This is a genomic window from Streptomyces sp. HUAS MG56 (assembly GCF_058673395.1).
Map to the genome: position 1 here is coordinate 2,708,558 of NZ_CM178722.1, position 25,952 is coordinate 2,734,509.

Genomic DNA, 25,952 nt, shown 5'->3' on the forward strand with positions numbered 1-25,952 from the left:
TCAGTGCTTTCTTGCTTACTGGTTGCCGCAGGCCGCCACGGCGGGCGTGTCGAGCCAGGGCAGGTCGTGGCCCATCCGGTCGCGCTTGGTGCGCAGGTACCGCAGATTGTGCTCCCCGGCCTGGACCGGCATCGGCTCGCGGTCGGTGACCTTGATGCCGTGGCTACGCAACGCGTCCGTCTTGTCCGGATTGTTGGTCATGAGCCGGACGCTGCGCACGCCGAGGTCGGCCAGGATCTGCGCACCCGCGCCGTAGTCCCGGGCGTCGGCCGGCAGGCCGAGTTCGAGGTTGGCGTCGAGCGTGTCGCGGCCCTGCTCCTGGAGTTCGTACGCCCGGAGCTTGGACAGCAGGCCGATGCCGCGGCCCTCGTGTCCGCGCAGGTAGACCACGACACCCCGGCCCTCCTTCTGGATGCGCTCCAGCGAGGTGTCCAGCTGGGGGCCGCAGTCGCAGCGCAGGGAGCCGAAGACGTCGCCGGTGAGGCACTCGGAGTGGACGCGGACCAGGACGTCCTCCCCGTCGCCGATCTCGCCGTGCACGAGGGCGACGTGCTCGACGCCGTCGGCGACGGCGCGGTAGCCGTAGGCGGTGAAGGTGCCATGGGCGGTGGGCAGCCGGGTCTCGGCCTCGCGGCGGACGGTGGGCTCGCTGCTGCGGCGGTAGGCGATCAGGTCCTCGATGGAGATGATCGTGAGGCCGTGCTTGCGGGCGAACGGGACCAGCTCGGGCAGCCGGAGCATCCGGCCGTCCTCGCCGGCGATCTCCACGATGGCGCCGGCCGGGCGCAGGCCCGCGAGCCGGGCGAGGTCGACGGCGGCCTCGGTGTGGCCGTCGCGCACGAGGACACCGCCGGGCCTGGCGCGCAGCGGGAAGACATGGCCGGGGCGGACGAAGTCCGTCGGCTCGGCGGTGCCGCTCGCCAGCAGCTGGAGCGTGGTGGCGCGGTCGGCGCCGGAGATGCCGGTGGTCACGCCGTGCGCGGCGGAGGCGTCCACGGAGACGGTGAAGGCGGTCTTCATCGACTCGGTGTTGTCCTCGACCATCTGCGGCAGCCGCAGCCGGTCGAGTTCCTCGCCCTCCATGGGGGCGCAGATCAGGCCCCGGCACTCGCTCATCATGAAGGCGACGATCTCGGGGGTCGCCTTCTCGGCGGCGATGACGAGGTCGCCCTCGTTCTCCCGGTCCTCGTCGTCCACGACCACGACCGGGCGGCCCGCGGCGATGTCGGCGATGGCCTGTTCGACGGGGTCGAGCAGGAAGTCCTCAAGGGGATCGATGTCGTGGAGCAGAGGTGCCGCGGTCATGCCGGAGCTCCTTCCAGGACGGGCTGCGGACGCCTGCGGGAGCGCAGCCACCAGTCGCGCATGCCCCACAGGACGAGCGCGCCGTAGATGACGTAGACGAAACCGGAGAAGGCGTAGCCGTTGGTGAAGTTGAGGGGAACGCCGACGACGTCGACGAGGAGCCAGGCGATCCAGAACTCGACCATGCCCTTGGCCTGGGCGTACATCGCGACGACGGTGCCGACGAATATGTACGCGTCCGGCCAGGGGTCCCAGGACAGGCTCGGGTACGCCTGGAAGAACAGGGCGACGGCGACCGTGCCCACGGCGGCCGCGGCGAGCATGGCCGCGCGCTCGCGCCAGGTGGCGAAGCGGGGCGTGATGTGGCCGTCGCCGGCGCGGTCCCTGGTGCGCTGCCACTGCCACCAGCCGTACAGGGCAACGGCCATGACGACGGCCTGCTTGCCGGCGCTGCCGGTCAGATGGCCGTAGAAGGCGGCGAAGAGGACGAGGCCGGAGAGGAACTGCACGGGCCAGGTCCACAGGGAGCGGCGCCAGCCGAGGGCGAGGGTGATCAGGCCGAGGATGTTGCCGACCATGTCCGACCAGATGATGCGCTGGCCGAAGAGGGTGAAGGCCTCGGAGTTCAGCCAGTTCACTTGCCGGCTCCCTGGGCACGGTCGCCGAGGAGGCGCTCGACGTACTTGGCGATGACGTCGACCTCCAGGTTGACCGGGTCGCCGGCCTGCTTCACGCCGAGCGTGGTCAGGTCGAGGGTGGTCGGGATGAGGCTGACGGTGAAGTAGTCCGGGCCGGCATCGACGACGGTGAGGCTGATGCCGTCGACGGTGACGGAGCCCTTCTCGACCACGTAGCGGGCGAGGTCCGCGGGGAGGGAGATCTTCACGATCTCCCAGTTCTCGGAGGGCGTGCGGGCGAGCACCTGGCCCGTGCCGTCGACGTGGCCCTGCACGATGTGGCCGCCCAGACGGGCGCCCACGGCGGTGGGGCGTTCGAGGTTGACGCGGGAGCCGACGGTGAGCGCGCCGAGGCTGGAGCGCTTCAGGGTCTCGGCCATGACGTCGGCCGTGAACTCGTCGCCCTCGTGCTCGACGACGGTGAGACAGACGCCGTTCACGGCGATGGAGTCGCCGTGCTGCGCGCCCTCGGTCACGACGGGACCACGGAGCTTGAAGCGGGAGGCGTCGCCGAGGTTCTCGACGGCGGTGACCTCACCCAGCTCTTCGACGATTCCGGTGAACACTTCCCGGGTCCTCCTGCCTCTTCGGGCACGGACTCCGGGGCCTGTCGATGACGACAGCAGGTACGAGTGAGCACGAAGGGACGACGCCGACAAGGACCCGTCCGGGTACGGACGAGCCCAGATACGACGGCGCACACGACAGACGTGCCCGCTCGCCGCGCACTGCCTCCCATCCGGACTTTAACCGTCGGTCCAGGAATTTCACCTGGTCAACCGGCCGCTGGAAGCGGCCGGGTCGCGGACTGTAACCGCCGGTTCGGACTTTCACCGACCCCGGAGTGCGCTGCTTCTGGTACAGGGCCAGTGTGCCACGCCGGACCGGCATCCAGACAGGCGAAGCGTGTGGCCTCCCTCACAGTGTGTGCCGGCACCCTTGCGCGGCGCAGCCGCACGGGACAACTGCCGTTCCGGGACGTCCGGTTGACGGTGCCCCGGATGGTGGCCCGGACCATTGACCGTACTGGTCTAGTCCTTTTAGGGTGCGGACGGGTCCGGTGGCGGTGACGACGGCCCTTGCCCGCCGCCGGACCGCCAGGGCGCGCGACGTCCGTCGCCGCGATGTCACGATTCCCGCGGCCGTCCGGTTTCCACTGGCGAGGGGTGCTCCGACCGGGGGTACCCGGAGTCCGGAGGAACGGGAACAGCATGACCACGATCCTGGTGACCGGCGGGACCGGCACGCTCGGCCGCCGTGTGACGGAACGGCTGCGGGCAAACGGGCAGGTGGTGCGGGTGCTCAGCCGGCACGCGCAGCCGTACGCCGTCGATCTGCGCGCGGGCGGAGCGGGCCTGGACGCCGCGTTGGCGGGTGTGGGGACGGTGGTGCACTGCGCGAGCAGCCCGCGCGGCGGCGACGAGCAGGCGGCCGGCCGTCTCGTCTCGGCGGCGCGGCGGGCCGGGGTGGCCCACCTGGTGTACATCTCGATCGTCGGGGTCGACCGGGTGCCGCTCGGCTACTACAGGTCCAAGCTGGCCGTGGAACGGCTGATCGAGGAGTCGGGGCTCGGCTTCACGCTGCTGCGCGCCACCCAGTTCCACGACCTGGTGGCGACGGTGCTGGGCGCACTGGCCAGGTCGCCCGTCCTGCCGCTCCCGGCCGGGGTGCCGGACCAGCCGGTGGAGGTGACCGAAGTCGCCGACCGGCTGGCCGAGTTGGCACTCGCCGCACCGGCCGGACGGGTCCCGGACATGGGCGGCCCCGAGGTCCGCTCCTTCGACTCCCTGGCCCGCGCCTATCTGAAGGCGACCGGCCGCCGCCGAGGCGTGGTCCGGGTACCGCTGCCCGGCCGGACGTGCCGCGCCTTCCGCGCGGGCGGGCACCTGGCACCGGAGCGGGCGGTGGGCCAGGTGACGTTCGAGGAGTACCTGGAGCGCCGCTTCGGCAACTGACGGAGAAGCGGGGGCCGTTCGGGAGGGGTGCGGCACGCGGGGCCGTATCCAGACGGGGAGGGGTCAGGTCAGGCCCGGGGGTCTGAACAGGTCGTCCTGGGCGCGGTCCCGGGCCGTCAGGAGTGCACCGCGCAGGACGGCCGTGCCGCCGAGGGTGCCGGCCCGGACCTCCGTGCGCAGCGGTGACATCCCGCGCAGCCGCTCCGCCACCAGCCCCGCGAGCACCGCACCCCCGGCCCGCCCGACCTCCCCGCCGAGCACCACGCAGCCGGGGTCCAGGACGGCCACGACGGAGGCGGCCCCGACCGCGAGCCGATCGGCGAGGGTGTGCAGGAAGCGGGTGGCGGGCGGACCGGCACCCGTATCGACCGCTTCCTCGCGACCCTCTGCCGCCACCGCCGCCCGCACGATCTCCGCCGCGCCCGGGCCGTCCGGGCGGGGCGGTGCCGGCAGGCCGCAGGACGTCGCCAGAGCGCCGATCGCCGCCGCTCCGGCCAGGGAGTGGAAGCCGCCGTCGCAGTCCTGCGCCGAGGGCAGTGCGCCGGCGCCCGGGACGGGCAGGAAGCCGATCTCGCCGGTGCCGCCCGAGGCACCGCGGCGCAGGGTGCCGTCGAGGACGACCGCCGCGCCGACGCCGTGGCCCAGCCAGAGCAGGACGAAGGTGTCCCGGTCCCGGGCGGCGCCCTCGCGCTGCTCGGCCAGGGCGGCGAGATTGGTCTCGTTCTCCACGGTGACGCGGGCGCCCGGGAGGCGATCCTGGAGGGCGGCGGACAGGCTGCGGTGCCACTCGGGCAGCCCGCCGGAGTCGCGCAGGTCGCCGGTGGCCGGGTCGACGAGGCCCGGCGCGCCGATGCCGACGGTGTGCAGCCGGTCCGCACCGGCCTCCTTGGCGGCGCGCTCCACCGCGGCCACCGCCTGCTCCACGGCGGACCCGGTGCCGGTGTCCCCGCCGATCGGCACGGACGCCTCGGCGAGCACCCGCCCGACCAGGTCCGACACCAGCACGAAGACACCCTCGGTACGGACGTCCAGCGCGGCCAGGTGGGCGCGGTCGGCGACGATGCCGTAGAGCCGGGCGTTCGGGCCGCGGCGCTGCTCCCCCGACTCGCCGACCACCGTGATCAGCCCGGCGTCGGCGAGCCGGTCCACGAGGTCGGCGACCGTCGGCCGGGACAGCCCGGTCAGCTGTTTCAACTGCCCTGCCGTCAGCGGGCCTTCCTGCTGGAGCAGCCGCAGGGCGAGGCGGTCGTTGATGGCCCGGGCGGTGCTGGGCGATGCGGGCATGACGGGAATCCTAGAGCCGTCTATCTATCAGGAAGGGTCCCTGATAGTTTACGCCGCGTGCCGCAGGGGCGCCCAGTCGCCCGGAGGTGAGACCGGACCGGGGAGGGACGGGAACATGAGTGACGTGGGACACGCACCCGGCGGGGTGAGGCGCGCCCGGTACGCCGTGGCGGCGGTGTTCGCCGTGCACGGCGCCGTGACCGGCTCCTTCGCCACCCGGGTGCCGTGGATCCAGGACCATGCCTCGCTCGGCGCGGGCCAGTTGGGCTTCGCGCTGGCGTTCACGGCGCTCGGCGCCTCGTGCGCGATGCCGCTCGCGGGCCGGATCAGCCACCGCTTCGGCAGCCGTACGGCGCTGCGCGGGCTGCTCGCGCTGTGGACGATGTCGCTGGTCCTGCCGTCGCTGGCGCCGAACCTGTACACCCTGTGCCTGGCGATGTTCGTCTACGGCGCGAGCGCGGGGACGGCCGACGTCACGATGAACGCGCTCGGTGTCGAGGTCGAGCGGCTGCTGGGCAAGTCGATCATGTCGGGGCTGCACGGCATGTGGAGCGCGGGGGCGCTGACCGGCTCGGCGGCCGGCACGCTCGCAGCACATCTGGGGGCGGACGCCCGCGTGCACTTCCTGCTGGCCGCCGCCGTGCTCACCGTGCTCGGAGCGGTGGCCTGCTCCTGGGTGCCGGACCTCCAGCCGGCCGCGGACGAGGAGCCGCCGCCGCGGTTCGCGCTGCCGCCGCGCTCGGCGCTGCTGATCGGCACGGTCGGCTTCTGCGCGGTGTTCGCGGAGGGCGCGAGCCTGGACTGGTCGGCGGTCTTCCTGCGGGACCGGCTGGACAGCTCGGCCGGGGTGGCGGCGGCCTGTACGACCGGGTTCATGCTGACCATGGCGGTGGCGCGGATCGCCGGGGACGCGGTGGTGAACCGGTACGGCGCGGTCCGTACCGTCCGGGCCGGCGGGGTGCTGGCCGTGCTGGGCGGCCTGCTGATCGTCGTCGCCGGGCAACAGGCGGTGGCGATGGCCGGGTTCGGGCTGATGGGGCTCGGTATCGCGGTGGTCGTACCGCTGTGCTTCGCGGCGGCCGGGCACGCGGGGCCAAACCCCAGCCAGGCCATAGCGGGCGTGGCGACGATCACCTACACCTCGGGGCTGATCGCGCCGAGCCTGATCGGCGGGGTGGCCCAGGCGACCAGCCTGGTGGTGTCGTTCGGCGTGGTGACGGCGCTGGCGTGCGGGCTCGCGGTGTTCGCGGGGGTGCTGCGCACCGCCGAGCGCGGCGGCCACCCGAAGGCCGGCGTGCGCCCCGCCGCCGTACCCGACCCGCGCCCCTGAGAGACGCCCCGGCAGACGCCCCCGCGGAACGTCAGCCCGCCGGGCGCAGCAGTTCCCGGCCGACGGCCCGGAAGCCGTCCGTCCAGGGCGTGGGGCGCAGGGTGCCGGCGTCGAGCCGGACCAGCACCCGGGCGCCCTCGGCGTACGTCCGCGTGCCGTCGGCCGAGCAGAAGCGGAAGCCGTAGGTCAGGCCGGTGGTGCCGAGCCGGTCCAGCCAGAGGTGGACGGCGTACGCACCGGGGCTGGTCACGGGCGCCTCGTAGCTGATGCGCAGTTCGCGCACCGCGTTGCAGGCGTCACCCGCCGCGTGCCAGTCGCCGTCGAAGCGGACGCCGTGCTCGTTCCACAGCTCGGTCCAGGCGCGCTCGACCAGCAGCGGGTAGCGGGCGTTGTGCAGGAGTCCGAGGGCGTCGAGGTCGTCGAAGTGGACGGTGACGGGGATCAGCCGACCGTAGGAGAGGACGGGCGCGCTCGGGGCTTCGGCGGTCACGGGTGGGGCTCCTGAACATGGTTGCAAGGACAACCACATACTAAGCGACCGCTCAGGAGCCCTGGCCGGAGCCCGTCGGGCAGAGGTCAGCCCGCGATGGAGTCCAGTTGCTCGGCCGCGGGACGCAGCGCCCACAGGTCGCCGCCGGGCGGCGCCTCCAGTGCGGCGACGGCCTTCGCGGCCGCCCGGTCCCCCGCGTCGGCCGCCGCGTGGACGACGTCGGTGGCCGCGTACCGGTGGAACTCCAGCTCCGGATGCGACCAGGCGGCGGCGCCCGTCGCCGCCGGGAGCAGGTAGTCGACCGCCTTGACCAGGCCCTGCCCGTCCGGACCCCGGTACGACCAGAGGTCCACGCCCAGGTGCCGGCCGATGGCCGCGAGCCGGGTGTGGGCGACGAGGTCGAAGGTCGAGTAGTGCCAGCTGCGGGTGCGGGCGAGTTCCTGGGGCTGGCCGCCGTCGGCCGCGATCTGCGGGTCGATGCGCCGGGCGCGCGCGTCCAGCACGGTCCGCCGGGCCAGCGCGGTGTCGCCGGTGGCGAGGGCGAGGGCGGCGAGCTGCATGTCGTAGAAGGTGCCGTGGTTGTTGGCGGCGGCGCCCTCCTCCTTGCCGAAGGCGCTGTTCTTCAGCCAGTCCAGGAAGCCGGCGTTCCACGCACCGATCGCCGTCCGGTCCCGCGCGCTCCAGCCGGGCGCGCCGGTGGCCAGGATCGCCTGGGCGTCGAGGACGCTGGTGTACGACTGGGAGAAGTCGATGATGCCGATGGCCCGGCCGTCGTACGTGCACGGGATGAACTGGGCGTGGTCGAGGTCGGGGTTCATCCGGGTGGCCGGGGCGAGGAACCAGGTGCGCAGGATCTGCCCGGCCTTCTCGGCGTAGGCCTGCCTGCCGGTGTAGTACCAGGCGAGTGCGAGGTCGTACGTCGAGTCGAAGACCTTCTCGGCGTCCTGCCGGTCGGTGCCGCTGTCGACCTCGGGATTGCGCTGTCCGTCACGCTGGACGTAGGGGCAGCCCCAGGGGTTGTCGGCGGTGGGGGTGGTCGTGGGCCACCAGTAGGGGGCCTGGCTCAGATATTCGTGGACGTCGCCGCCGGGCGCGGGCCTCGGCTTGTCGACGACCGTCCAGGGGCCCTGGTCCAGCCAGGTGTCAGCACGGGTGGTCAACTCCTTGAGCGCGCGCCGGAGTTGGGGGTCGTGGCCCAGCCGGGCCCGGGTCTGCTGGAGGCGGGCGCCGTCGAGCACGACGGTGCGCGGGGCCTTCGGCGCGGCGTGCGCGGCCGGGACGAGCACCGCGCCGAACGCCACCACGGCGGCGAGCAGCACGGCCGCACGGGATCTTCCACTCATCCGGGGCTCCCATCCGAGCCAGTCGAACCGGTCAGATACCTGAACTTGGTTCATGAGTAGGACCGTGTGAGCGTAGGACCGCTCGTCACCCGTGACAATGGTGCGGACCGTCTTCATGTACGCAAGAAAGCGAAACCCCACCATGGACCTCGGCGTGCGCTGGAAACTGCACGGTGACGGGCGCACGCCCGCGCCCGGAGCGGTGGTACGCCCCGACGAACGGCTCACCTGGCCCCGGACCGTGGGCCTCGGCGCCCAGCACGTGGTCGCGATGTTCGGCGCCTCCTTCGTGGCCCCCGTGCTCATGGGCCTGGACCCGAACCTCGCGATCATGATGTCGGGCGTGGCGACCGTGATCTTCCTGCTGGCCACGCGCGGCCGGGTGCCGAGCTACCTCGGCTGCTCCCTGTCGTTCGTGGGGGTGGCCGCCGTCATCCGCGCCCAGGGCGGGACCAGCGCCACGGTGACCGGCGCGGTGTTCGTCGTCGGCGTGGCGCTGTTCCTGGTCGGGCTCGCGGTGCAGCGCTTCGGCGCGCGGATCATCCACGCGGCCATGCCGCCCATCGTCACCGGCGCGGTCGTCATGCTGATCGGCTTCAACCTCGCCCCGGTCACCGCCTCCACCTACTGGCCGCAGGACCAGTGGACCGCCCTGCTCGTCATGCTGTTCACCGGGCTGGCCGTGGTCTGTCTGCGCGGTTTCTGGTCCCGGATCGCGATCTTCCTCGGGCTGGTCTTCGGGTACGGCATCTCCTGGGCGTTCGACCGGGTCTTCGGCAAGATCCACTCGGTGAGCGCGAGCGGCACGGTCACCGACCACTGGCGCCTGGACCTCTCCGGCGTCTCCAAGGCCGACTGGATCGGCCTGCCGCACTTCCACGGGCCGTCCTTCCAGTGGTCCGCGGTCCTGGTCGCGCTGCCGGTCGTCATCGCCCTGGTCGCGGAGAACGCGGGCCACGTCAAGGCGGTCGGCGAGATGACCGGCGACCCGCTGGACGACAAGCTCGGCACGGCGATCTCGGCGGACGGCGTCGCCTCCATGCTGTCCACGGCCGTCGGCGGCCCGCCGAACACCACGTACTCCGAGAACATCGGCGTCATGGCCGCCACCCGCGTCTACTCCACCGCCGCCTACTGGGCCGCCGCCGGCTTCGCCCTGCTCTTCGGCCTCTGCCCGAAGTTCGGCGCGATCGTGGCCGCGATCCCGGGCGGTGTCCTCGGCGGCATCACCGTCATCCTCTACGGCATGATCGGCCTGCTGGGCGCCCAGATCTGGCTCAACGCCAAGGTGGACCTGCGCAACCCGCTGAACCTGGTGCCGGCCGCCGCGGGCATCATCATCGGCGTCGGCAACGTCAGCATGAAGTTCACCAGCAACTTCTCGCTCAGCGGCATCGCCCTCGGCACCCTGGTCGTCATCACCGGCTACCACGCCCTGCGCGCCTTCGCCCCGGCCCATCTCAAGACGCAGCGTCCTCTGCTGGACGAGGGCACCTCCCGCTACGACGCGGACGAGCCGCGCGCCACGTCGTAGGCGCGGGACGGGCCCGGGAGCCGGGGCGCGGCCCGGCGGTCCGCGAGGCGCCTGGCACCGTGCCGTTCCCCCGTTCCGGCGAAGCGCCGGGCCGGTCGGCTCGCCGCCCGGCGCAGGACTGGGACCCTTCCCCCATGGCGCAGTTGGAACACTTCACCACTCCCGTCGACGCGGTGATCGCCCGGATGCGCGCGATCGACGCGGCCCTGCCCGAGCACGACGGGGTCGCCGTGTTCAACCGCGTCTACCTCACTGTCACCGAGGAGGTCGACCGGCGCCTGGACGCCGGGGAGTTCGAGGACCCGCGGGCGGCGGTCACGCTGGACGTGCGGTTCGCGCGGCGCTATCTGGCGGCGGTCGACGCGGCGTCGGCGGACCGCCGTCCGCCCGCCTGCTGGCGCCCGCTGTTCCAGCTCCGCGGCCATCCCGGGGTACGGCCGCTGCAGTTCGCCCTGGCGGGCATCAACGCGCACATCGGGCACGACCTGGCGCTCGCCGTGGTGGACGCCTGTGGTGCGCTCGGCTGCGAACCGGACGATCTGGAGGACGAGTTCGACCGCGTGGGCGAGCTCCTCGTATCGCTGGAGGAGCGTGTCCGCGAGGATCTGATGCCGGGCCCCGATCTGCTCCAGGTCGCCGATCCGCTCACCCATCTGCTGGGCTCCTGGAGTCTGGAGCGGGCCCGGGAGGCGACCTGGGTGGCGGCGCGGGCGCTGTGGGCACTGCGCCACTGCGGCGACGTCGCCGACGCGTTCACCGAACGGCTCGACGCGGCCGTGGGGTTCGCGGGCCGGATGCTGCTCACCCCGCTCCCCGAGTTGATCTGACCCCAGGCCGATCCGACAGCCGACCGCCCGGCGGAACTGGCCGGATCCGGACCCTCGCGCGAGCCGCCGTGGAACAGCCGTGTCCGCTCCGTACGTTGTCGTCCGGTACCCCGGTCATCCGTCACAAGGAGCGGTCATGGCAGCACGGCTCGGTCTCGGTCTTCCCCAGATGCGGCAGTACTCCCTCGGCTCGGACGTGCCCGACGTGGCCCGCGCCGCCGAACGGACCGGTTACGAAAGCCTGTGGGTCTTCGAGCGGGCCCTGTTCCCCGAGCCCGCCACCCAGGGGCTGTACGGCATGGACGGCGTGCCCTGGCCGGACGAGTACCGCAACGTGGCGGACCCGCTGGTCACCCTCACCCTGGCCGCGGCGGCCACCGAGCGGGCGGAGCTGGGCTCCAGCGTCCTGGTGGCGCCGCTGCACGTGCCGTTCCAGCTCGCCAAGGCCCTCGCGTCGCTGGACGCGGCGAGCGGCGGCCGGGTCCTCGCGGGCCTCGGCACCGGCTGGTCCCTCGACGAGTACGCGGCCTCCTCCGTGCGGCCCTTCGCGGAGCGCGGCAAGGTGCTGGACGAGATCATCGAGGTGAGCCGGGCGGTGTGGGGCCCGGATCCGGTCGTCTACGACGGCTCGCTCACCAAGATCGCCTCCGCGGTGGTCGGGCCCAAGCCCGTGCGCCCGATTCCGATCCTGCTGGCCGCGAGCAACCAGCGGGCGTTCCGGCGGCTGGTCGACCACGCCGACGGCTGGCTGCCTGCGGGCTTCAGCGTCGAGCAGGTCGCGGCCCAGTGGCGGCAGCTGCGGGAGCTGGCCGAGGAGCGGGGCCGTACGAAGCCGATCCGGACGGTGCTGCGGGTGAACACCGCCCTGGAGGCGAAGCCCCACGAGGGCGCCGACCGCAGGATGTTCCAGGGCAGCGTCGACCAGATCGTGGCGGACCTCGTGCCGTTCACCGAGATGGGCATGGACGAGTTCCTGATCGACGTGCAGAGCGGCGCGCGGGACGCCGAGGAGCTGAAGGACGTCGCCGCCGAGGTGTTCGAAAAGGCGCGGGCGGCCGGAGTCTGAGGCCGGCCGGCCGCGCCTTGGTCGCTGCTCCCGCCGGACCCGGTCAGTCCTCGGGAAGCTCCACCGGGGCGATCTCGTCGTAGACGTCGCCCGGGCCGGGGTTCGCCGCGTCGGTCGTGCCGCCGAAGTGGTGCATGACGCCCCAGACCGCGTTCAGCGCGGTCTGGACGGCGCCCTCGGCCCAGCCGGCCGTCCAGGAGATGTCGTCGCCGGCGAGGAAGATGCCCCGCTTGTCCGCGGGCAGCCGGTCCTGCATGAAGTGCGTGAACAGGCGCCGCTGGTAGCGGTAGTGGCCGGGCAGGTTGGCCTTGAACGCACCCATGAAGTAGGGCTCGTTCTCCCAGGAGACGGTCACCGGGTTGCCGATGACGTGCTTGCGGATGTCGACCTTCGGGTAGATCTCGCCGAGCGACTTCAGCATGACCTCCATCCGCTCGTTCGCGGACAGCGGCAGCCACTTCAGGCTGTCGTCGCACCAGGTGTAGGACAGGCAGATCACGGCCGGCTTGTCCGGGCCGTCGTCCAGCAGGTACGTCCCGCGGGTCATGCGGTCGGTGAGCGTCATCGACATGACGTCCCGGCCCGTCTCCTCGTCCTTGTCCAGCCAGAAGGGCCGGTCGACGGGGACGAAGAGCTTGCTGGACTCCATGTAGTGGGTGCGCTCGATGGCGGTCCAGTGGTCGATCGGGAAGAGCGAGTCGTCACAGGCGATCTTGGACAGCAGCATCCACGACTGGGCGGTGAAGACGGCCGCCTGGTAGGTGCGGATGTCACCGTTCGCGTCGGTAACGGTGATCCGGCCGCCCGCGGTGCGGTGCAGCCGGGTCACGGCCGGGTGCGGCTCGCCGTCCGGGTGCAGGGACTTCAGCGAGGTGCCGTAGGGCCAGTGGACGATCTTCTCCGGCTCGCGCTCCCACAGGCGCAGCGGCAGCTGCTGGGAGCCGCCGACGATGCCGCGGTGGTGGTCGTCGGCCTCGGTGTAGACGACGCGCAGGATCTCCAGGATGGAGTTCGGGAAGTCGGTGTCCCAGCCGCCGGTGCCGAAGCCGACCTGGCCGAAGATCTCGCGGTGCCGGAAGGACTTGAACGCCTCGGAGTCGCAGAGGAAGCCGTAGAAGGTCTGGTTGTCGAGCTTCTCGACCAGCTTCGCCCAGATCTCACGGATGCGCGGCACGTCCCGCTCGCGCATGGCGCGGTTCATGTCGGAGAAGTCGGCGCCGTCTTCGAGGCACTTGTTCCAGGCCTCGGCGACGTCCCGGTACACCTGGGGCAGGTCGTCGATCGTCTCGGCGTAGTGCGACTCGCCCTTGAGGTCGACGACGGTCGACGGCGTCGCCTCGGCAAGGGGGTTGGGGAAGGGCCGGGTCTCAAGGCCCACCAGGTCGATGTAGTGCTGGAGGGCGGTCGAGGACGGCGGGAAGCGCATCGCGCCCATCTCCGCCGTCAGGGACTCGTCGCAGCCCTCGAAGCCGACGGTGCGCAGCCGCCCGCCGATCCGGTCGGCCTCGTAGACGACGGGCTTGAGGCCCATCTTCATCAGCTCGTAGGCGGCCACGATGCCGGACAGCCCGCCGCCGATGACCGCGACCTCGGTGCCGTGCTCGGTCGCGGGTATCTGGCCGAGGCCCGCCGGGTGGGCGAGGAAGTCGTCGTAGGCGTACGGGAAGTCCGGGCCGAACATGGTGATCGGCGGCTGCTGCCCGTCGGTGTGCTCGACGGCGTTGGGCACCGTGGACGTCATGGGGTGCGGACTCCTTGCGCGAAAGAACTCGGGGGAAGTTCAGAAGTTCGGGGGAAGCTCAGGGGGAAGGCTCAGGGGTGTGTCAGGTCAGGGACCCGTACAGACCGGGGCGGCGGTCCTCCAGGTACGGGTTGGCCTCGCGGGAGGCGGCGAGGAAGGCGGGGTCGGCGTCGGCGAACACCAGCTCCTCGCCGCGGCCGGCCCGGGTGCGGGCGACCCCGTCGGGACCGGCGAGGACGGACAGCCCGACGAACTCGAACTCCCCTTCCCGGCCGACCCGGTTGACGTACGCGACGTACATCTGGTTCTCCCAGGCCCGCACCGGCACGAGGGACTCGGCGACGAACTGGAAGGGGTGCATCTGCGCGGTCGGGACGACCAGGAGGTCGGTGCCGGCCAGGGCGTGGGCGCGGACGTTCTCCGGGAACTCGACGTCGTAGCAGATCATCAGGCCCACGGTGAGGCCGTTCAGCTCGGCCTGGACCACCGGCTGGTCGCCGGGCGTGAAGTGGTCCCGCTCGAAGCAGCCGAAGAGGTGGGTCTTGCGGTAGTTCGCGAGGCGGGTGCCGTCGGCGGAGATCAGCTGGGCGGAGTTGAAGACGCTCTCGCCGTCGCGCTCCGGGTAGCCGTAGACGATCGCGATGCCGTGCCGGGCGGCGGTCTCGGCGATCGCGTCGGCGCTGTCGCCGTCGGCGGGCTCGGCGAGGCGGCCGATGTCGTCGCCGATCGCGTAGCCGGTCAGGAACATCTCCGGGGCGGCGAGCAGCGCGGCGCCCGCGGCGGCGGCCCGGCCCGCGGCGGCGTCGAGGACCTTCAGGTTCTCGACGGTCGAGCCGGGGCGGCCGGAGCTCTGGAGCAGGGCGGTGCGCATGCGTGATCCTCACCGGAGAGGGACTTTGGGGGCCACGAAGACGGTACGGTCGGCGCGCTCGGCCGGACAAGAAGGAGCCGTTGCGCGCCTGTGCGCGGTTCGTTGCGTGCGACGGGGGCGATACGGCGATTCGTTGCGCGCCCGCACGACGGTGCCCCGTCCCCTGCGGCGCAGGTGGTGGACGGGGCACGGGTGACGTCAGGTACTACTTCCCGGTGCCGACCGGGTCGACGGTGATCGCGCCGTCGGCGCCGTCCGTGACGGGGACGTTGACGCCGACCGGCAGGCTGTGGGAGTGGGTCTCGCCCGGCGGGGTGACGACGAGGGTGGTGAAGGTCTCGCCGGTGCCGCCGGAGTTGTTCGGCGGGTAGTGCAGCGTGAACCGGGTCTCCTCGCCGGGCTTGACGCGCACCGGCACGGGGGCGACCGAGCTGCGCCTGGCGCTGATCCTGCCGTCCTTGCTCTTCAGGTCGGCGCCGGGGAAGCCCTTGAGGGCGCAGGTGGCGGAGCCGGTGTTCTTCAGGTTCACGATCAGCTCGCCCTCGGCCATGCCGCCGGAGGTGCTGAAGGCGAGCTGGGAGGTCTTGCAGACACCCGCGCCGCCGCCCACGGCGGCACCGCCGTTCGTACCCGCCTGGCCGGTGCCGGTGCTGGTCCCCTTGCCGGAGGCCGCGCCGCTGCCGCCGGTGCTCTGCGTGCCGGAGTCCTGGGCGCCGGAGCCCTGGGAGGCGGCGCCCCGGCCCGGGGTGGAGGAGTCACTCCTGCCGGAGGAGCCGCTGTCACTTCCCGAGCAGGCGGTGAGCGACAGACCCGCGACGGCGGCGACGGCGAGCAGCGAGAGCTTCTGGACGCGCATGGTTCCCCTTCAAGGCGTTGTCGCCTCACGCAACGAGCGTGAGCGGCACTGGTCACGTGCCACCCGGTGAGACCGCCGCGGGCACCCGTGCCGTTCCGCCGGTCACCCGCCTCGTACATGCCTGTTACATGAGTCCCCGGACCTGCTCATATCTCACGCAACCGTGCCACGATCTCGCGCAGCAGCCCCGGGTCGGCGCCCGGAGCGCCCGCCGGGGCGCGGCGGGGCGCGTCGATGCGGATCAGGCCCGCCTCGGCCAGGTCGCCGAGCAGGACCCGCAGCACGGTCAGGGGCAGGTCGGCGTCCGCGGCCAGCTCCACGACGGGCCGCCGGCCGCGGCGGACCAGGTCGAGCAGGGCGACACCGGCGTGGTCGATGTCCGACCCCGGCCCCTCGGTCTCCACCGCGCTGACCTGGGACATCAGGTCGATGGCGTGCGCGCCGGAGGGCCGGGTGCGGCCCCGGGTCACGGTGTAGGGCCGCACCATCTGCCCGGTCTCGTCCTCGTACCAGTGCTCGTCGCTCACGGTGGGATCAGGAGCCCGTGCGGGCGGCCGTGTCCAGGTGGCGGCCGAGACGGCGGACGAGCAGGGCCATCTCGTGGGCGAGCTGGCCGACGTCGGTGCGGGCCTCGCTGAGGACGGCGAGCCGGGTGCCATGGCCGGCCGGGGTGATAAAGAGGTAGGCGTCGTCGAGCATCACCATGGTCTGGCGCACCGCGCCCGCGGCGAACCGCTCGCCCGCCGAGCGGGCGAGGCCGTGGAAGCCGGAGCAGATGGCGGCCAGATGCTCGATGTCGCGCCGGCGCATGCCGTCGGAGCTGCTGAGCGGCAGTCCGTCGGCGGTGAGCAGCACGGCCTGCCGGACGTCCCCGGTGCGCGCCACGAGGTCGTCCAGCAGCCAGCCGAGATCCGTGCCGACCGCTCCGCCGGGCGCGGCGGACCGCTCGGGCCCGTGGTCGTCACCGGGCTGTTCGTCACCGGTCATCGTCGGTCTCCGTCCCTTCGTGGGCGTCGGTCGTTGCTTCGCCTGCGTGGGGGGTGGTGCCTTCGGTGCCGGGGGTCTCCCGGCCGGGGGCCGTCTCGTGGTGTGCGGGCAGGCCCTTGCGGCCGCGGTCGAGCCCTCGCTGGAAGGCGCCGAAGATCGCCCGCATCTCCTCGGCGTCCATCGGGCGCTCGGGCGTGTCCGGGCGCACCGGCGCGTCGTCCCGCAGCTCGGGGGCGAGGGAGGCCTGCCGGGTACGGGTGGGGAGGGCGGGGGCGGGGCCTTGTTCCGGCCGGGCCGAGGCTTCCGGCGCGGCGGCGGATTCCGCGGCAGGTTCGGCGGCGGACGGCTCCCGCACCGGTGCCGGGCGCCCGGCGGCCGAGGGTCCGGCGGCCGAGGGTCCGGTCCGCTTCCTGGCCGGCAGCGCGGGTACGTCCGCGTACCCGGTGGGCAGTCCCCGTGTGCTCCCGTCCCCGGACGGCAGCCGCCGCACGTCGCCGTCGCTGTCCCCGTCCCCGTCCCCGTCCCCGGGAGGCAGTCCCCGCAGGGCCGGGCCCCTGGCGGGCAGTTCCTGTACGACCGCGTCCTCGGCCGACCGGCCGCGTGCCGTGGCGTTCCTGACCGGCAGTTCCCGTACCGCGCCCAGCGTTCCCGCGGCCCGCCGGCCGCCCGCCGGCACCGGCTCGTCCGCGGCCAGGGCGGGCTCCGCCGTGGCGGCCTGCGCCGGGGTGACCTCCGCGAGCAGCGCCGCAGGCAACCGCACCAGCGCCGTCGTCCCCCCGTAGGGCGAGTCCCGGAGGCTGACCTCGATGCCGTGGCGGGCGGCGAGGCGGCCGACGACGTAGAGGCCCAGCCGGTCGTGGCGGGTGGGGTCGAAGGCGTCGGGGGCGGTGAGGGTGGCGTACGCCCCGTCGCGGGCGTCGGCGTCGAGGCCGAGCCCGCGGTCGTCGATCTCCAGGACGAACCCGCTGCCGACCCGCCCGCTGCGCAGGGTGACCTGGGTGTGCGGCGGCGAGAACACCGTGGCGTTCTCCAGGAGTTCGGCGACGAGGTGGACGACGTCGGCGACGGCGTCCGCGGCCACCCCCACCTCGGGCATCGGCGGCACCACCACGCGCGCGTAGTCCTCGATCTCCCCGACCGCCGAGGCGACGACGTCGGCGAGCGGCACCGGCCGGCGCCAGCGGCGGCCGGGTGCGGCACCGGAGAGGATGATCAGGCTCTCCGCGTGCCGTCGCATGCGGGTGGTGAGGTGGTCGATGCGGAACAGCTCGCGCAGCACGTCCGGATCCTCGGTGCGCCGCTCCAGCGTGTCGACGAGCTTGAGCTGCCGGTGCACGAGCGCCTGGTTGCGGCGCGCGATGGTGAGCAGCACCGCGAACTGCCCGCGCCGCAGCCCGGCCTGCTGGACGGCGGCCTCGACGGCGGCGAGCCGGGCGGTGTTGAACGAGCGGCCGACCTGCCCGATCTCGTCGTCGTGGAGCGCGTCGGCGGCCAGCGGCGGCGCCGCCGCCCCCGCGTCCACGTCCTCCCCGGCGCTCAGCCTCCGCATGACGTCCGGGAGTTGGTCGCGGGTGAGGACGTCGGCCGCGTCCCGCAGGGTCTCCAGGCGCCGCGAGATGCGCCGGGCGCCGCGCACCGCGAACCACAGCGACACCCCGGCGGCGGCCAGCCCGACCCCGCCGACCACCGCCGCCTTGATCAGCTCCCGGTAGGCGAAGGAGCGCCCGCGCGCGGCGGAGTTCTCGGCGGAGCTGGTGCACAGCTCGCGGTAGCGGACGACGGCCCGGTCGACGGTCGAGCGCCAGGTGTTCGCGGCGACCGCCTTCCCGGCACCGGCGGCACCGGCCCGCAGCAGGGCGTCCTCGCCCCGGGTCAGCGAGCGGTACAGGTCACCGCGCTGGAAGTCCTCGAACAGGCCGCGCGAGTCGGCGGGCAGGTCCGGTACGTACGTCCGCTCGAAGACGCGCCGGTCCTCGATGGTCGCGGTCAGCGTGTCGTACTGCCCGCCGGTCAGCGTGCCGGCCGCCCGCGCCCCGGCGACGAGCGCGTCCTCGCGGGAGACGAACTCCCGCACCCGCACCAGCTCGATGACGACCTGGGCCTCGCGGGCGAGCTGGCCGGCCTGGAGGGCGGTGAGCGTGGACTGCACGTCGAAGCCGGGCTCGACGAGCGCGCTGTACCGGGTGACGGCCTGGTCCCAGGTGATCTGCCGGTTCAGCACGCGCTCGCGCAGCACCTCCAGCCGGCCGGTGGCAGCGACCACGGAGTCCAGGGCCTGCCGCTGCCGTGCCGTGAGCCGGCTGCGGTCCCCGCCCTGGACCGCCCGCTTCATGGCCTCGACGGCCTGGTCGGTACGGCGCTGCTGGCCGAGCAACTGCCCGGCGGCGGCCGTGTCGAGGCGGCTGCCCAGGTAGGCGGCGGACATCCGGCGCTCGATCTGGAGCTGCCCGATCGCGGTGTCCACGGGGGTGCCGAAGTCGTCGTACACCCCCTGGACCCGGACCAGTGCGCGCAGTTCGCCGGTGACGGACCACATGGCGAAGCTCCACAGCGCCATCAGCGCGACGGCCGGGGCGAGCGCGAGCGCCACGATCCGCGTGCGGACGGTGGTGGGGCGGCGGAGTGGCCAGCGCATGAAGTACCTGCCGGTGTTACCAGTCAGTAGAGAGCGCGGCAGACCCTACGGGATCGATCTCCGTGCCGCAATGGTGACCTGCGGTAACCCCGAGTCACCTCGGGGCCGGGGCAAAGGTCGTGACGACCGCCGCGTGGTCCGAGGGCCAGTCGTTGTCCGCCACGTCCGGCCAGGGACGCGGGCTGCCGGTGACGAGGGTGCGCGCGTCCCGTACGGTCAGGCCCCGGTGCAGGACGTAGTCGATCCGGTCCTGCGGCTCGGGCCGCCCGCTGCCGTCCTCGTGCACGGTGTGGATCGGCGACCAGGTGTGCCCGGGCGCGGCGGCGGGGTGCGGGTGGGCCTCGCGGTAGGAGTCGGCGAAGCCCGCCTCCTCGGCCGCCTTCGTGACCGGCCAGACCACGTCCGTCCGGTCCAGGTGCGAGGGGCAGTTGAAGTCGCCGACGAGGACGACCGGGACGCCGTCGGCGCACGACTCGGCGATCCGGCGCAGGGTGTCCCGCATCTGTGAGAGCCGGACCCCCTCGTGGGCGATCAGCTCGGCCGCCGGCAGCCCGTCGAAGGCGGACTCGTAGGGCCCGTACGGCGTGTAGTGCAGATGCGCGGTCCACACGTCGACCTCGCGGCCGGGCGCGACGGCGATGCGGACGCCGGCCGCGCCGTAGAAGCCGACGTCGGGGTCGCCGAGGCGGGCGGTGATCGGGTGGCGGCTGAGGACGCCGAGGTTCTCGCCGGCCCGGTGGTGGTGCCAGCCGAGCGCCTCGGCCAGCTCCTGGGCGGCCGTGCCGCCGGTCTCCTGGAGCCCGACGACGTCGGCGCCGCTCTCCAGGATGACCTTGAGCTGCTTGGCCCGGTGGTCGTCGACCATGATGCCGCCGAGCCACAGGTTCCAGCTCATCACCCGCAGTTCGGGCGTCACCATCCGCCCCAGCTCCTCGACCGTGACCCCCGCCAGGCTCTCCCGCACGGTCCGGCCGGGTGCCGCACCGATCGGGGCGAGCGACGGCACGGCGAGTACGGCGCAGCCGGCGGCCTCGGCGGAGGCGACCCCGGTCTCGGTGTCCTCGACGGCCACACAGGCGGTGGGCTCGACGCCCAGCGCACGGCAGGCGGCCAGATACGGGTCCGGGGCGGGCTTGGTGCGGGGTGTGTCGTCGGCGGTGACGGAGGCCGCGAACCACCCGGCGCCCAGCGCGTCGAGGACGACGTCGGCGACCGCGCGCGGGGACGCGGTGACCAGGGCGGTGGGGACGCCGGCGGCGGCCAGCGCGGCCAGCAGGTCAAGGGCGCCGGGGCGGGGCACGATGCCGGTGCGGACGCGGTCGGCGAACTCGCGGTGCAGGTCGGCGGCGAGGTCCCGGGCGGACCGGCCGGTGGCCGCGCCGAGCCACTCGGCGGTGTGCTCGACGGGCCGGCCGAGGACCTCGGGCTGGTCGGCCTCGGTCAGCGGCCGTCCGGCGACCTGCTCGACCGCCTCCCACCACAGCCGCTCGGTGTCGACGAGCGTGCCGTCCATGTCGAACAGGACTGCCTGCGGGGGGAGTTGGGGGGTGTGGGGGGTCACGTTCGGGTCATTCCTCACTTCTGGATACGTTCGGCCACCAGCACGGCCCGCTCGGGCAGCGACACGGTGACGGCGGCCCCGGCGCCGAGTCCGGCGGCCTCGTGGGCGGGCAGGTCGGCCTTGGCCTCGGTGCCGTCGGCGAGCCGTACAGTGACCCGGACGACCGCGCCGAGGAAGGCGGTGGCGACGACGCGGGCGGCGCCCTGCTCGTCGGCCGAGACGTGGACGGCCTCGGGGCGCACCAGCACGTCGACCGGACCGTCCGGTACGTCGCCGTCGGCGGGCAGCCGCTGCCCGAGCACCTGGACGGTGCCGTCGGCCAGCTCGCCCGGGATCCGGCTCATCGTGCCGACGAACTCGGCGACGAAGGCGGTGGCGGGACGGCCGTACAACTCGGCGGGCCCGGCGCACTGTTCGAGGCGCCCGGCGCGCATCACGGCGACCCGGTCGGCGACGGACAGGGCCTCCTCCTGATCGTGCGTCACGAACAGGGTGGTGATGCCGAGTTCCTGCTGGAGCCGGCGGATCTCCTCGCGCAGGGTGAGCCGCACCTTGGCGTCGAGCGCGGACAGCGGCTCGTCCAGGAGCAGCACGCGCGGGCGCAGCGCGAGGGCGCGGGCCAGCGCGATGCGCTGCTGCTGGCCGCCGGAGAGCTGGTGCGGATAGCGCTCGCCCTTGTCGCCGAGGCCGACCAGGTCCAGCAACTCGGCGGCGCGGGAGCGCCGTTCGCCCGTGCGGACGCCGCGCATGCGCAGTCCGAAGGCGACGTTGTCGACGGCGTTCAGGTGCGGGAAGAGGCTGTACGACTGGAAGACCATCCCGGCGTCGCGGCGGTGCGCCGGGACGTGGGTGACGTCCTCGCCGTCCACCAGCACCGCGCCGGAGTCGGGGTGTTCGAACCCGGCGAGCATGCGCAGTGCGGTGGTCTTGCCGCAGCCGGAGGGGCCGAGGAGGGCGAGGAACTCCCCCGGGCGGACGGTGAGGTCGAGTCCGTCGAGGGCGACGGTGGCCCCGAACTCCCGCCGCAGGGAACGGAATTCGACGGTCGCGGCTTTCTCGGCCGTGGCCTTCTCAAGGGTGGTGGCGGTCATGGTCGGTGTCATCCCCGGGAGTTCGCGGTTCGGTTGCGTCCGCCGCCAACGCCGGCGAGCGCGAGGAGCAGGGCCCAGGTGACGAGCAGGCTGAGCACGGAGACGGCGACGGACATCTGGGCCTGCGAGCCGCCGACGTTGTAGATCCACACGGCGAAGGGCTGGTAGCCGAGCAGCTGGGCGACGGTGAACTCGCCGAGCACCAGGGCCAGCGTGAGGAAGCCCGCGTTGAGGAGCGCGCCGCGGATGTTGGGCAGCACGGCCCGGACCAGCGCCTGCGGCCAGGAGGCGCCGCAGCTGCGGGCGGCCTCGACCAGGGTGCGTACGTCGATGGCGCGCAGGCCCGCGTCCAGCGCCCGGTACACGAAGGGCAGCGCCATGACGACGTAGGCGAGGACGAGCACGACCGGGAAGCTCGGGTTCTGGATCGCGACGAACGTCTCGAACAGCGGGGTGCGCGACAGATGGTCGGGGCCCCACTTCAGCACGCTGACGATGCCCGCCACGAACGCGATCGGCGGCACCACCAGCGGCAGCGAGCAGACGATCTCCACCACCGGCCGCAGCCGGGGCGCGCCGAGCCGCAGGGCGACCATGGCGGGCACCATCAGCAGCAGGACGGCCGCGATGGTGGCCAGGGCCAGCTCCAGCGAGAGCAGCAGGCTGGAGACGAAGCCGTCGGTGGACAGGATCTTGGTGTAGGCGTCGAAGGAGACGCCCCGGCCGGGCTCGTCGACGGTGAAGACGACGGACGCGCCGAGCGGCACCAGGAAGTACAGGGCGGCGAGGCCGAGGACGGCCCAGCGCCAGGGGGTCAGGCGTCGAGCCATCGGGCGCTCCGGCGTTGCAGGGGCAGGTACACGGCCATCACCAGGCCGGCCACCAGGACCATGTCGAGGCTGAGGGCGAGCGCGATGTTCTCCTGGCCGACCAGCACGTTGCCCGACAGCGCGTCGGCGATCTGGAGGGTGACCAGCGGGACCGCGCTGCCGACCATGGCGGCGGCGGTGGCGTAGGCGGCGAAGGCGCTGCCGAAGAGCAGCACGAGTCCGCCGAGCAGCGAGGGCGCGAGGACGGGCAGGGCGACATGGCGCCAGTACTGCACGCCGGTGGCGCCGTTGTTCAGCGCGGCCTCCCGCCACTGGGTGCGCAGGCCGTCCAGCGCGGGGGTGATGGTGAGGACCATGAGCGGGATGAGGAAGTACAGGTAGACGAGGACCAGACCCCAGAAGCTGTAGAGGTTCCAGCCGCTGTCCTTCAGGCCGAGGTGCACGGTCAGGACGCCCGCGTTGCCGAGGGTGGCGACGAAGGCGAAGGCCAGCGGGACGCCGCCGAAGTTGGCGAGCACGCCGGAGGCGGTCAGCACGGCCTCGCGCAGCCAGCGGGAGCGGGAGCCGACCACGGCCTGGGCGAGCGGCAGCCCGAGCAGCGCGCCGAGCGCGGCGGCGAGGGCGGACAGCTTGACGCTGCCGAGCAGGGAGGTGAGGTACGGCCCCTGGAGCGAGTCGGTCAGGTTCCTCGTCCCGTAGTGCCCCTCGACGGTGAAGGCGCCGTCGAGGATGGCGAAGGCGGGCAGGCCGAAGGCGACGGCCGCGAAGACCAGCAGCGGTACGACGGCGAGCCAGCCGGGGGCGCGGCGCCGCCGCTTCGCCGAAGCGACGGGCGCCACGTCCGCACGCGTGAGAGCGGCGGTCATCCGGAGACGGCCTTCCCCCAGCCCTGAGCGATGACCGTCTTGGCCTTGCTCTGCTGGGTCTCGGTCGGGAAGGAGGGCGTGCCGCTGACCTTGGGCAGCTTGGCGGCGGCCGTCTTGTCCAGCGTGCCGGCCTTCTCCAGGGCGGCCATCAGGGCCGGGCGGGCGTAGCCCTTGAGCCACAGGTTCTGGCCCTCGGCGCTGTAGAGGTACTCCTGCCACAGGCGGGCGGCCGCCGGGTGCGGGGCGTCCTTGTTGATGGCCTGGGAGTAGTACTGGGCGTACTGGCCGTCGGTGGGGATGTTCACCTTCCAGTCCAGGCCCTTGGACCTGAACTCGTCGGCGTACCCGGCGTTGAGGTAGTCCCAGTCGATGGAGATGGGCGTCTCGCCCTTCTCGACGGTGGCCGGGGTGGACTCGACGGGCGTGTAGTTGCCGTTCTGCTTGAGCTTGGCGAAGAAGTCCAGGCCGGGCTGGATGTTGTCGAACGAGCCGCCGTTCGCGAGGGCGGCCGCGTAGACGCCGCCGAAGGCGGAGCCGGACTTGGTGGGGTTGCCGTTGAGGGCGACCTGGCCCTTGTACTCCGGCTTGAGCAGGTCCTTGAAGCTGGTCGGGCAGTCCTTGACGCGCTTGTCGTCGCAGCCGATGGAGATGTAGCCGCCGTAGTCGTTGTACCAGCGGGCCTGCGGGTCCTTCTGGGCCTCGGGGAGGTCGGCGTAGGAGGTCACCTTGTACGGCGCGAGCAGCCCCTGCTGGGCGGCGCTCAGCGCGAACGACGAGCCCAGGTCGAGCACGTCGGGGGCGCGGTCCTGGCCCTTGCGGGAGGTGACGGCGTTGATCTCGTCCTGGCTGGTGCCGTCGGGGCTCTCGTCCTCGATCTTGATGCCGTACTTCTTCTGGAAGCCGTCGATGATCGCGCCGTAGTTGGCCCAGTCGCGGGGCACCGCGATGATGTGCAGCGTGCCCTCCTTCTTGGCCGCCTTGACGAGGGCGTCCATGCCGCCGAAGGCGGCGGCGGAGGTGGCGGTGGCGGCGTTCTTGCCGTCCTTGGTGGTGGTCGACGCGTTGTCGGGGGCGGCACCGCAGGCGCTCAGGGCGAGCGCGGCGACGACGGCGAGGGAACCGCCGAGGACGGCGTTTCTCGGCAGGGACACGGTCACGGTCTCTCCAGGGGGACACATGGCGAGGGTGGGAGAACTTGTCTGAACAAGTCGGCCCCAGTACGCCCGCCCCTGATGACCGTTCCGTAAACACCAGCCGAACACAAACCCGAGTTTCCCTGCACACTTACAGTTGACACGGATCACCCAGAAACGTCGATTAGGCTGGTCACGCTGTGCACAGCGACCTAAGCAGAGGGGAAGCATGACCGCGCGCCACGAGGAGATCGCCGACGAGCTGCGGCGGGCCATCGACCGAGAGGAGTACACGGTCGGCAGCCGGCTGCCCTCGGAGTCGGAGCTGGCCGCGCACTACGGCGTCTCGCGCGGCACGGTCCGCCAGGCCGTCGCGACCCTGACGTCCGAGGGCCTGATCGGCTCCCGCCAGGGCGCCCGCCGGGTGGTCCTGGCCAGCCGCCGCAGCCAGAGCTTCGAGGAACTGCGCAGCTTCGCCCAGTGGGCCCGCGCGATGGGCCGCGAGGCCACCGGCCGGGTGGTCGCCCAGCAGTACCGCCCGGCGACCCAGGAGGACGCGGTACGCCTCCAACTCCCCGTCGGCACACAGGTGTTGCACGTCCTGCGGGTCCGCGGCCTGGACGGCGAGCCGGTGCTCCTGGAACGCACCGTGTACGCCGACTGGATCTCCCCCGCGGTCGAGTCCATCGAACCGGACTGCCCGTCCGTCACCCAGCGCCTGTACGACGAGACGGGCCTCGTCTTCGCGTACGGCGAGCACATCATCGACGCGGTCGCCTGCGGCGCGCAGGACGCCGAGCTGCTCGGGGTGCGCCGGACGAGTCCGCTGCTGCGGGTGCGGCGCGTGACCACGACCCGCGAGGGGCGGCCGGTGGAGTGGTCGGACGACCGGTACCGCTCGGACGCGGTGAGCTTCAGCGTGCGGAACTCGATCGGCAACAATGCGCTGGCGCGGAAGACGGCGGAATAGAGCTCGGCGGGGCTATTCGCCGTTGCCGGGTGCGGGTCCGTCGTGGTTTCTCGCGCAGTTCCCCGCGCCCCTTGGGGGGGTTGTCGTCGAACCCCCTGAAGCGGGGGTTCGGGGACTGCCCCCTACCCCGGCGCCCCGGAGGAGAAGCGTCGCAGCAACGGCGACAGCACCAGCACCGACTTGGTCCGCTCGACGAACGGCTCCCCGGCGATGCGCTCCAGCACCCGCTCGAAGTGACGCATGTCGGACGCGAAGACCTGGGCGATCGCGTCCGCGTCGCCGGTGACGGTCGACGCGGCCACGACCTCCTGGTACCGCTCCAGCCCCCGCTGAATGGTCTCCGGCGAGGTGTTGCGCCGGCAGTGGATCTCGATGTAGCCCTCGGTCTCCCAGCCGAGCGCCGCCGGGTCCACCCGGACGGTGAACCCGGTGATGGCTCCGGTCGCGCGCAGCCGGTCCACGCGCCGCTTGACGGCCGGGGCGGACAGTCCGACCAGTTGCCCGATGTCCGCGTAGGAACGGCGGGCGTCCTCGGCGAGGGCGTGCACGATGCGTTCGTCGAGATCGTTCAGCACAGGGGGTGGTTCACTTCTTCGGTTC

At 72.9% G+C, this 25,952-nt stretch carries 24 protein-coding genes and 1 riboswitch; of the genes, 6 read left to right on the forward strand and 18 right to left on the reverse strand.

What is annotated here, in order from left to right:
- Positions 1-15 precede the first annotated feature (15 nt).
- The 3 genes from AC4OXY_RS12930 to AC4OXY_RS12940 are packed head-to-tail and all read right to left on the reverse strand — an operon-like array spanning position 16 to position 2,548.
- A complete protein-coding gene (locus tag AC4OXY_RS12930; RefSeq protein WP_356032775.1) occupies positions 16-1,305 on the reverse strand; it encodes a bifunctional 3,4-dihydroxy-2-butanone-4-phosphate synthase/GTP cyclohydrolase II in 1,290 nt (429 codons plus the stop codon).
- Positions 1,302-1,943: a nicotinamide riboside transporter PnuC gene (pnuC, locus tag AC4OXY_RS12935; protein WP_356032773.1), complete on the reverse strand. Its 642-nt coding sequence runs from the start codon at positions 1,941-1,943 to the stop codon at positions 1,302-1,304. The genes AC4OXY_RS12930 and pnuC overlap by 4 nt, the downstream gene beginning before the upstream one ends.
- On the reverse strand, positions 1,940-2,548 hold the full coding sequence (locus tag AC4OXY_RS12940; protein ID WP_491993954.1) for a riboflavin synthase: 609 nt from the start codon (positions 2,546-2,548) through the stop codon (positions 1,940-1,942). Before AC4OXY_RS12940 ends, pnuC begins: the two co-directional genes overlap by 4 nt.
- A gap of 155 nt (positions 2,549-2,703) precedes the next feature.
- Positions 2,704-2,834, reverse strand: a riboswitch (FMN riboswitch).
- A 359-nt stretch (positions 2,835-3,193) separates the two neighbouring features.
- On the opposite strand from AC4OXY_RS12940, the gene AC4OXY_RS12945 reads away from it, so the two are divergent.
- On the forward strand, positions 3,194-3,937 hold the full coding sequence (locus AC4OXY_RS12945) for an SDR family oxidoreductase (RefSeq protein ID WP_362822003.1): 744 nt from the start codon (positions 3,194-3,196) through the stop codon (positions 3,935-3,937).
- A 63-nt stretch (positions 3,938-4,000) separates the two neighbouring features.
- Here AC4OXY_RS12945 and AC4OXY_RS12950 read toward each other — a convergent pair whose 3' ends face one another.
- Positions 4,001-5,221: an ROK family transcriptional regulator gene (locus tag AC4OXY_RS12950; protein ID WP_491993955.1), complete on the reverse strand. Its 1,221-nt coding sequence runs from the start codon at positions 5,219-5,221 to the stop codon at positions 4,001-4,003.
- Positions 5,222-5,336: 115 nt separating this feature from the next.
- Between AC4OXY_RS12950 and AC4OXY_RS12955 the strand changes: the two genes are divergently transcribed.
- Positions 5,337-6,551 carry an MFS transporter gene (locus tag AC4OXY_RS12955; RefSeq protein WP_491993956.1) on the forward strand — a complete coding sequence of 405 codons (1,215 nt, stop codon included), beginning with the start codon at positions 5,337-5,339 and terminating at the stop codon, positions 6,549-6,551.
- Between the two features lie 31 nt (positions 6,552-6,582).
- Here AC4OXY_RS12955 and AC4OXY_RS12960 read toward each other — a convergent pair whose 3' ends face one another.
- Together AC4OXY_RS12960 and AC4OXY_RS12965 are read right to left on the reverse strand one after the other, a co-directional pair.
- Positions 6,583-7,041 carry an acyl-CoA thioesterase gene (locus AC4OXY_RS12960; protein ID WP_491993957.1) on the reverse strand — a complete coding sequence of 153 codons (459 nt, stop codon included), beginning with the start codon at positions 7,039-7,041 and terminating at the stop codon, positions 6,583-6,585.
- Between the two features lie 86 nt (positions 7,042-7,127).
- Entirely contained in the window at positions 7,128-8,384 is a 1,257-nt protein-coding gene (locus tag AC4OXY_RS12965) for an alginate lyase family protein (RefSeq protein ID WP_491993958.1), read from the reverse strand.
- Between the two features lie 142 nt (positions 8,385-8,526).
- Here AC4OXY_RS12965 and AC4OXY_RS12970 point away from each other — a divergent pair, with 142 nt between their 5' ends.
- From AC4OXY_RS12970 to AC4OXY_RS12980, 3 genes are all read left to right on the forward strand, one after another.
- Entirely contained in the window at positions 8,527-9,918 is a 1,392-nt protein-coding gene (locus tag AC4OXY_RS12970; RefSeq protein ID WP_362822031.1) for a uracil-xanthine permease family protein, read from the forward strand.
- 134 nt (positions 9,919-10,052) lie between these two features.
- Complete coding sequence (locus tag AC4OXY_RS12975) at positions 10,053-10,745, forward strand: DUF5995 family protein (protein WP_491993959.1); 693 nt, start codon at positions 10,053-10,055, stop codon at positions 10,743-10,745.
- Positions 10,746-10,881: 136 nt separating this feature from the next.
- Positions 10,882-11,811 carry an LLM class F420-dependent oxidoreductase gene (locus AC4OXY_RS12980; RefSeq protein ID WP_356032752.1) on the forward strand — a complete coding sequence of 310 codons (930 nt, stop codon included), beginning with the start codon at positions 10,882-10,884 and terminating at the stop codon, positions 11,809-11,811.
- Positions 11,812-11,854: 43 nt separating this feature from the next.
- Here the strand turns inward: AC4OXY_RS12980 and AC4OXY_RS12985 are convergent, their stop codons facing one another.
- From AC4OXY_RS12985 to AC4OXY_RS13035, 11 genes are all read right to left on the reverse strand, one after another.
- A complete protein-coding gene (locus tag AC4OXY_RS12985; protein WP_376294600.1) occupies positions 11,855-13,552 on the reverse strand; it encodes a flavin monoamine oxidase family protein in 1,698 nt (565 codons plus the stop codon).
- Positions 13,553-13,634: 82 nt separating this feature from the next.
- Positions 13,635-14,423, reverse strand: a complete 789-nt coding sequence (locus AC4OXY_RS12990) for a carbon-nitrogen hydrolase family protein (protein ID WP_362821997.1) — start codon at positions 14,421-14,423, stop codon at positions 13,635-13,637.
- Between the two features lie 205 nt (positions 14,424-14,628).
- Positions 14,629-15,279: a DUF4232 domain-containing protein gene (locus tag AC4OXY_RS12995; protein ID WP_491993960.1), complete on the reverse strand. Its 651-nt coding sequence runs from the start codon at positions 15,277-15,279 to the stop codon at positions 14,629-14,631.
- A gap of 146 nt (positions 15,280-15,425) precedes the next feature.
- Positions 15,426-15,806, reverse strand: coding sequence for a DUF742 domain-containing protein (locus tag AC4OXY_RS13000; protein ID WP_491993961.1), 381 nt, complete (start codon positions 15,804-15,806; stop codon positions 15,426-15,428).
- Positions 15,807-15,813: 7 nt separating this feature from the next.
- Entirely contained in the window at positions 15,814-16,266 is a 453-nt protein-coding gene (locus AC4OXY_RS13005; RefSeq protein WP_356032739.1) for a roadblock/LC7 domain-containing protein, read from the reverse strand.
- The gene (locus tag AC4OXY_RS13010) at positions 16,256-18,901 is read right to left on the reverse strand and encodes a nitrate- and nitrite sensing domain-containing protein (RefSeq protein ID WP_491993962.1); all 2,646 of its coding nucleotides are present in this window, start codon (positions 18,899-18,901) and stop codon (positions 16,256-16,258) included. The genes AC4OXY_RS13005 and AC4OXY_RS13010 overlap by 11 nt, the downstream gene beginning before the upstream one ends.
- A gap of 94 nt (positions 18,902-18,995) precedes the next feature.
- On the reverse strand, positions 18,996-20,462 hold the full coding sequence (locus AC4OXY_RS13015; protein WP_376294589.1) for an HAD-IA family hydrolase: 1,467 nt from the start codon (positions 20,460-20,462) through the stop codon (positions 18,996-18,998).
- Between the two features lie 14 nt (positions 20,463-20,476).
- The gene (locus AC4OXY_RS13020; protein ID WP_402069043.1) at positions 20,477-21,553 is read right to left on the reverse strand and encodes an ABC transporter ATP-binding protein; all 1,077 of its coding nucleotides are present in this window, start codon (positions 21,551-21,553) and stop codon (positions 20,477-20,479) included.
- Between the two features lie 8 nt (positions 21,554-21,561).
- Complete coding sequence (locus tag AC4OXY_RS13025) at positions 21,562-22,383, reverse strand: ABC transporter permease (RefSeq protein WP_356032728.1); 822 nt, start codon at positions 22,381-22,383, stop codon at positions 21,562-21,564.
- Positions 22,368-23,249: an ABC transporter permease gene (locus AC4OXY_RS13030; protein ID WP_491993963.1), complete on the reverse strand. Its 882-nt coding sequence runs from the start codon at positions 23,247-23,249 to the stop codon at positions 22,368-22,370. The genes AC4OXY_RS13025 and AC4OXY_RS13030 overlap by 16 nt, the downstream gene beginning before the upstream one ends.
- Complete coding sequence (locus AC4OXY_RS13035; RefSeq protein WP_356032723.1) at positions 23,246-24,406, reverse strand: ABC transporter substrate-binding protein; 1,161 nt, start codon at positions 24,404-24,406, stop codon at positions 23,246-23,248. Before AC4OXY_RS13035 ends, AC4OXY_RS13030 begins: the two co-directional genes overlap by 4 nt.
- Positions 24,407-24,611: 205 nt before the next feature.
- Between AC4OXY_RS13035 and AC4OXY_RS13040 the strand changes: the two genes are divergently transcribed.
- Positions 24,612-25,352 (forward strand): GntR family transcriptional regulator, encoded by a 741-nt coding sequence (locus AC4OXY_RS13040; protein WP_356032720.1) that lies wholly within the window; start codon positions 24,612-24,614, stop codon positions 25,350-25,352.
- A 122-nt stretch (positions 25,353-25,474) separates the two neighbouring features.
- Here AC4OXY_RS13040 and AC4OXY_RS13045 read toward each other — a convergent pair whose 3' ends face one another.
- Positions 25,475-25,927 carry an Lrp/AsnC family transcriptional regulator gene (locus AC4OXY_RS13045; protein WP_067129751.1) on the reverse strand — a complete coding sequence of 151 codons (453 nt, stop codon included), beginning with the start codon at positions 25,925-25,927 and terminating at the stop codon, positions 25,475-25,477.
- Positions 25,928-25,952: the final 25 nt, after the last annotated feature.

Excerpts from the sequence above, each read along its gene's own strand:
- AC4OXY_RS12980 (WP_356032752.1), top strand. The coding sequence starts at position 10,882 with ATGGCAGCACGGCTCGGTCTCGGTCTTCCCCAGATGCGGCAGTACTCC.
- AC4OXY_RS12945 (WP_362822003.1), top strand. The coding sequence starts at position 3,194 with ATGACCACGATCCTGGTGACCGGCGGGACCGGCACGCTCGGCCGCCGT.
- AC4OXY_RS13010 (WP_491993962.1), bottom strand. The coding sequence starts at position 18,901 with ATGCGCTGGCCACTCCGCCGCCCCACCACCGTCCGCACGCGGATCGTG.
- AC4OXY_RS12950 (WP_491993955.1), bottom strand. The coding sequence starts at position 5,221 with ATGCCCGCATCGCCCAGCACCGCCCGGGCCATCAACGACCGCCTCGCC.
- AC4OXY_RS12965 (WP_491993958.1), bottom strand. The coding sequence starts at position 8,384 with ATGAGTGGAAGATCCCGTGCGGCCGTGCTGCTCGCCGCCGTGGTGGCG.
- AC4OXY_RS13040 (WP_356032720.1), top strand. The coding sequence starts at position 24,612 with ATGACCGCGCGCCACGAGGAGATCGCCGACGAGCTGCGGCGGGCCATC.
- AC4OXY_RS12990 (WP_362821997.1), bottom strand. The coding sequence starts at position 14,423 with ATGCGCACCGCCCTGCTCCAGAGCTCCGGCCGCCCCGGCTCGACCGTC.
- AC4OXY_RS13020 (WP_402069043.1), bottom strand. The coding sequence starts at position 21,553 with ATGACCGCCACCACCCTTGAGAAGGCCACGGCCGAGAAAGCCGCGACC.
- AC4OXY_RS12930 (WP_356032775.1), bottom strand. The coding sequence starts at position 1,305 with ATGACCGCGGCACCTCTGCTCCACGACATCGATCCCCTTGAGGACTTC.
- AC4OXY_RS12975 (WP_491993959.1), top strand. The coding sequence starts at position 10,053 with ATGGCGCAGTTGGAACACTTCACCACTCCCGTCGACGCGGTGATCGCC.
- AC4OXY_RS13025 (WP_356032728.1), bottom strand. The coding sequence starts at position 22,383 with ATGGCTCGACGCCTGACCCCCTGGCGCTGGGCCGTCCTCGGCCTCGCC.
- AC4OXY_RS12955 (WP_491993956.1), top strand. The coding sequence starts at position 5,337 with ATGAGTGACGTGGGACACGCACCCGGCGGGGTGAGGCGCGCCCGGTAC.
- AC4OXY_RS12985 (WP_376294600.1), bottom strand. The coding sequence starts at position 13,552 with ATGACGTCCACGGTGCCCAACGCCGTCGAGCACACCGACGGGCAGCAG.
- AC4OXY_RS13030 (WP_491993963.1), bottom strand. The coding sequence starts at position 23,249 with ATGACCGCCGCTCTCACGCGTGCGGACGTGGCGCCCGTCGCTTCGGCG.
- AC4OXY_RS12970 (WP_362822031.1), top strand. The coding sequence starts at position 8,527 with ATGGACCTCGGCGTGCGCTGGAAACTGCACGGTGACGGGCGCACGCCC.
- AC4OXY_RS12995 (WP_491993960.1), bottom strand. The coding sequence starts at position 15,279 with ATGCGCGTCCAGAAGCTCTCGCTGCTCGCCGTCGCCGCCGTCGCGGGT.
- AC4OXY_RS13005 (WP_356032739.1), bottom strand. The coding sequence starts at position 16,266 with ATGACCGGTGACGAACAGCCCGGTGACGACCACGGGCCCGAGCGGTCC.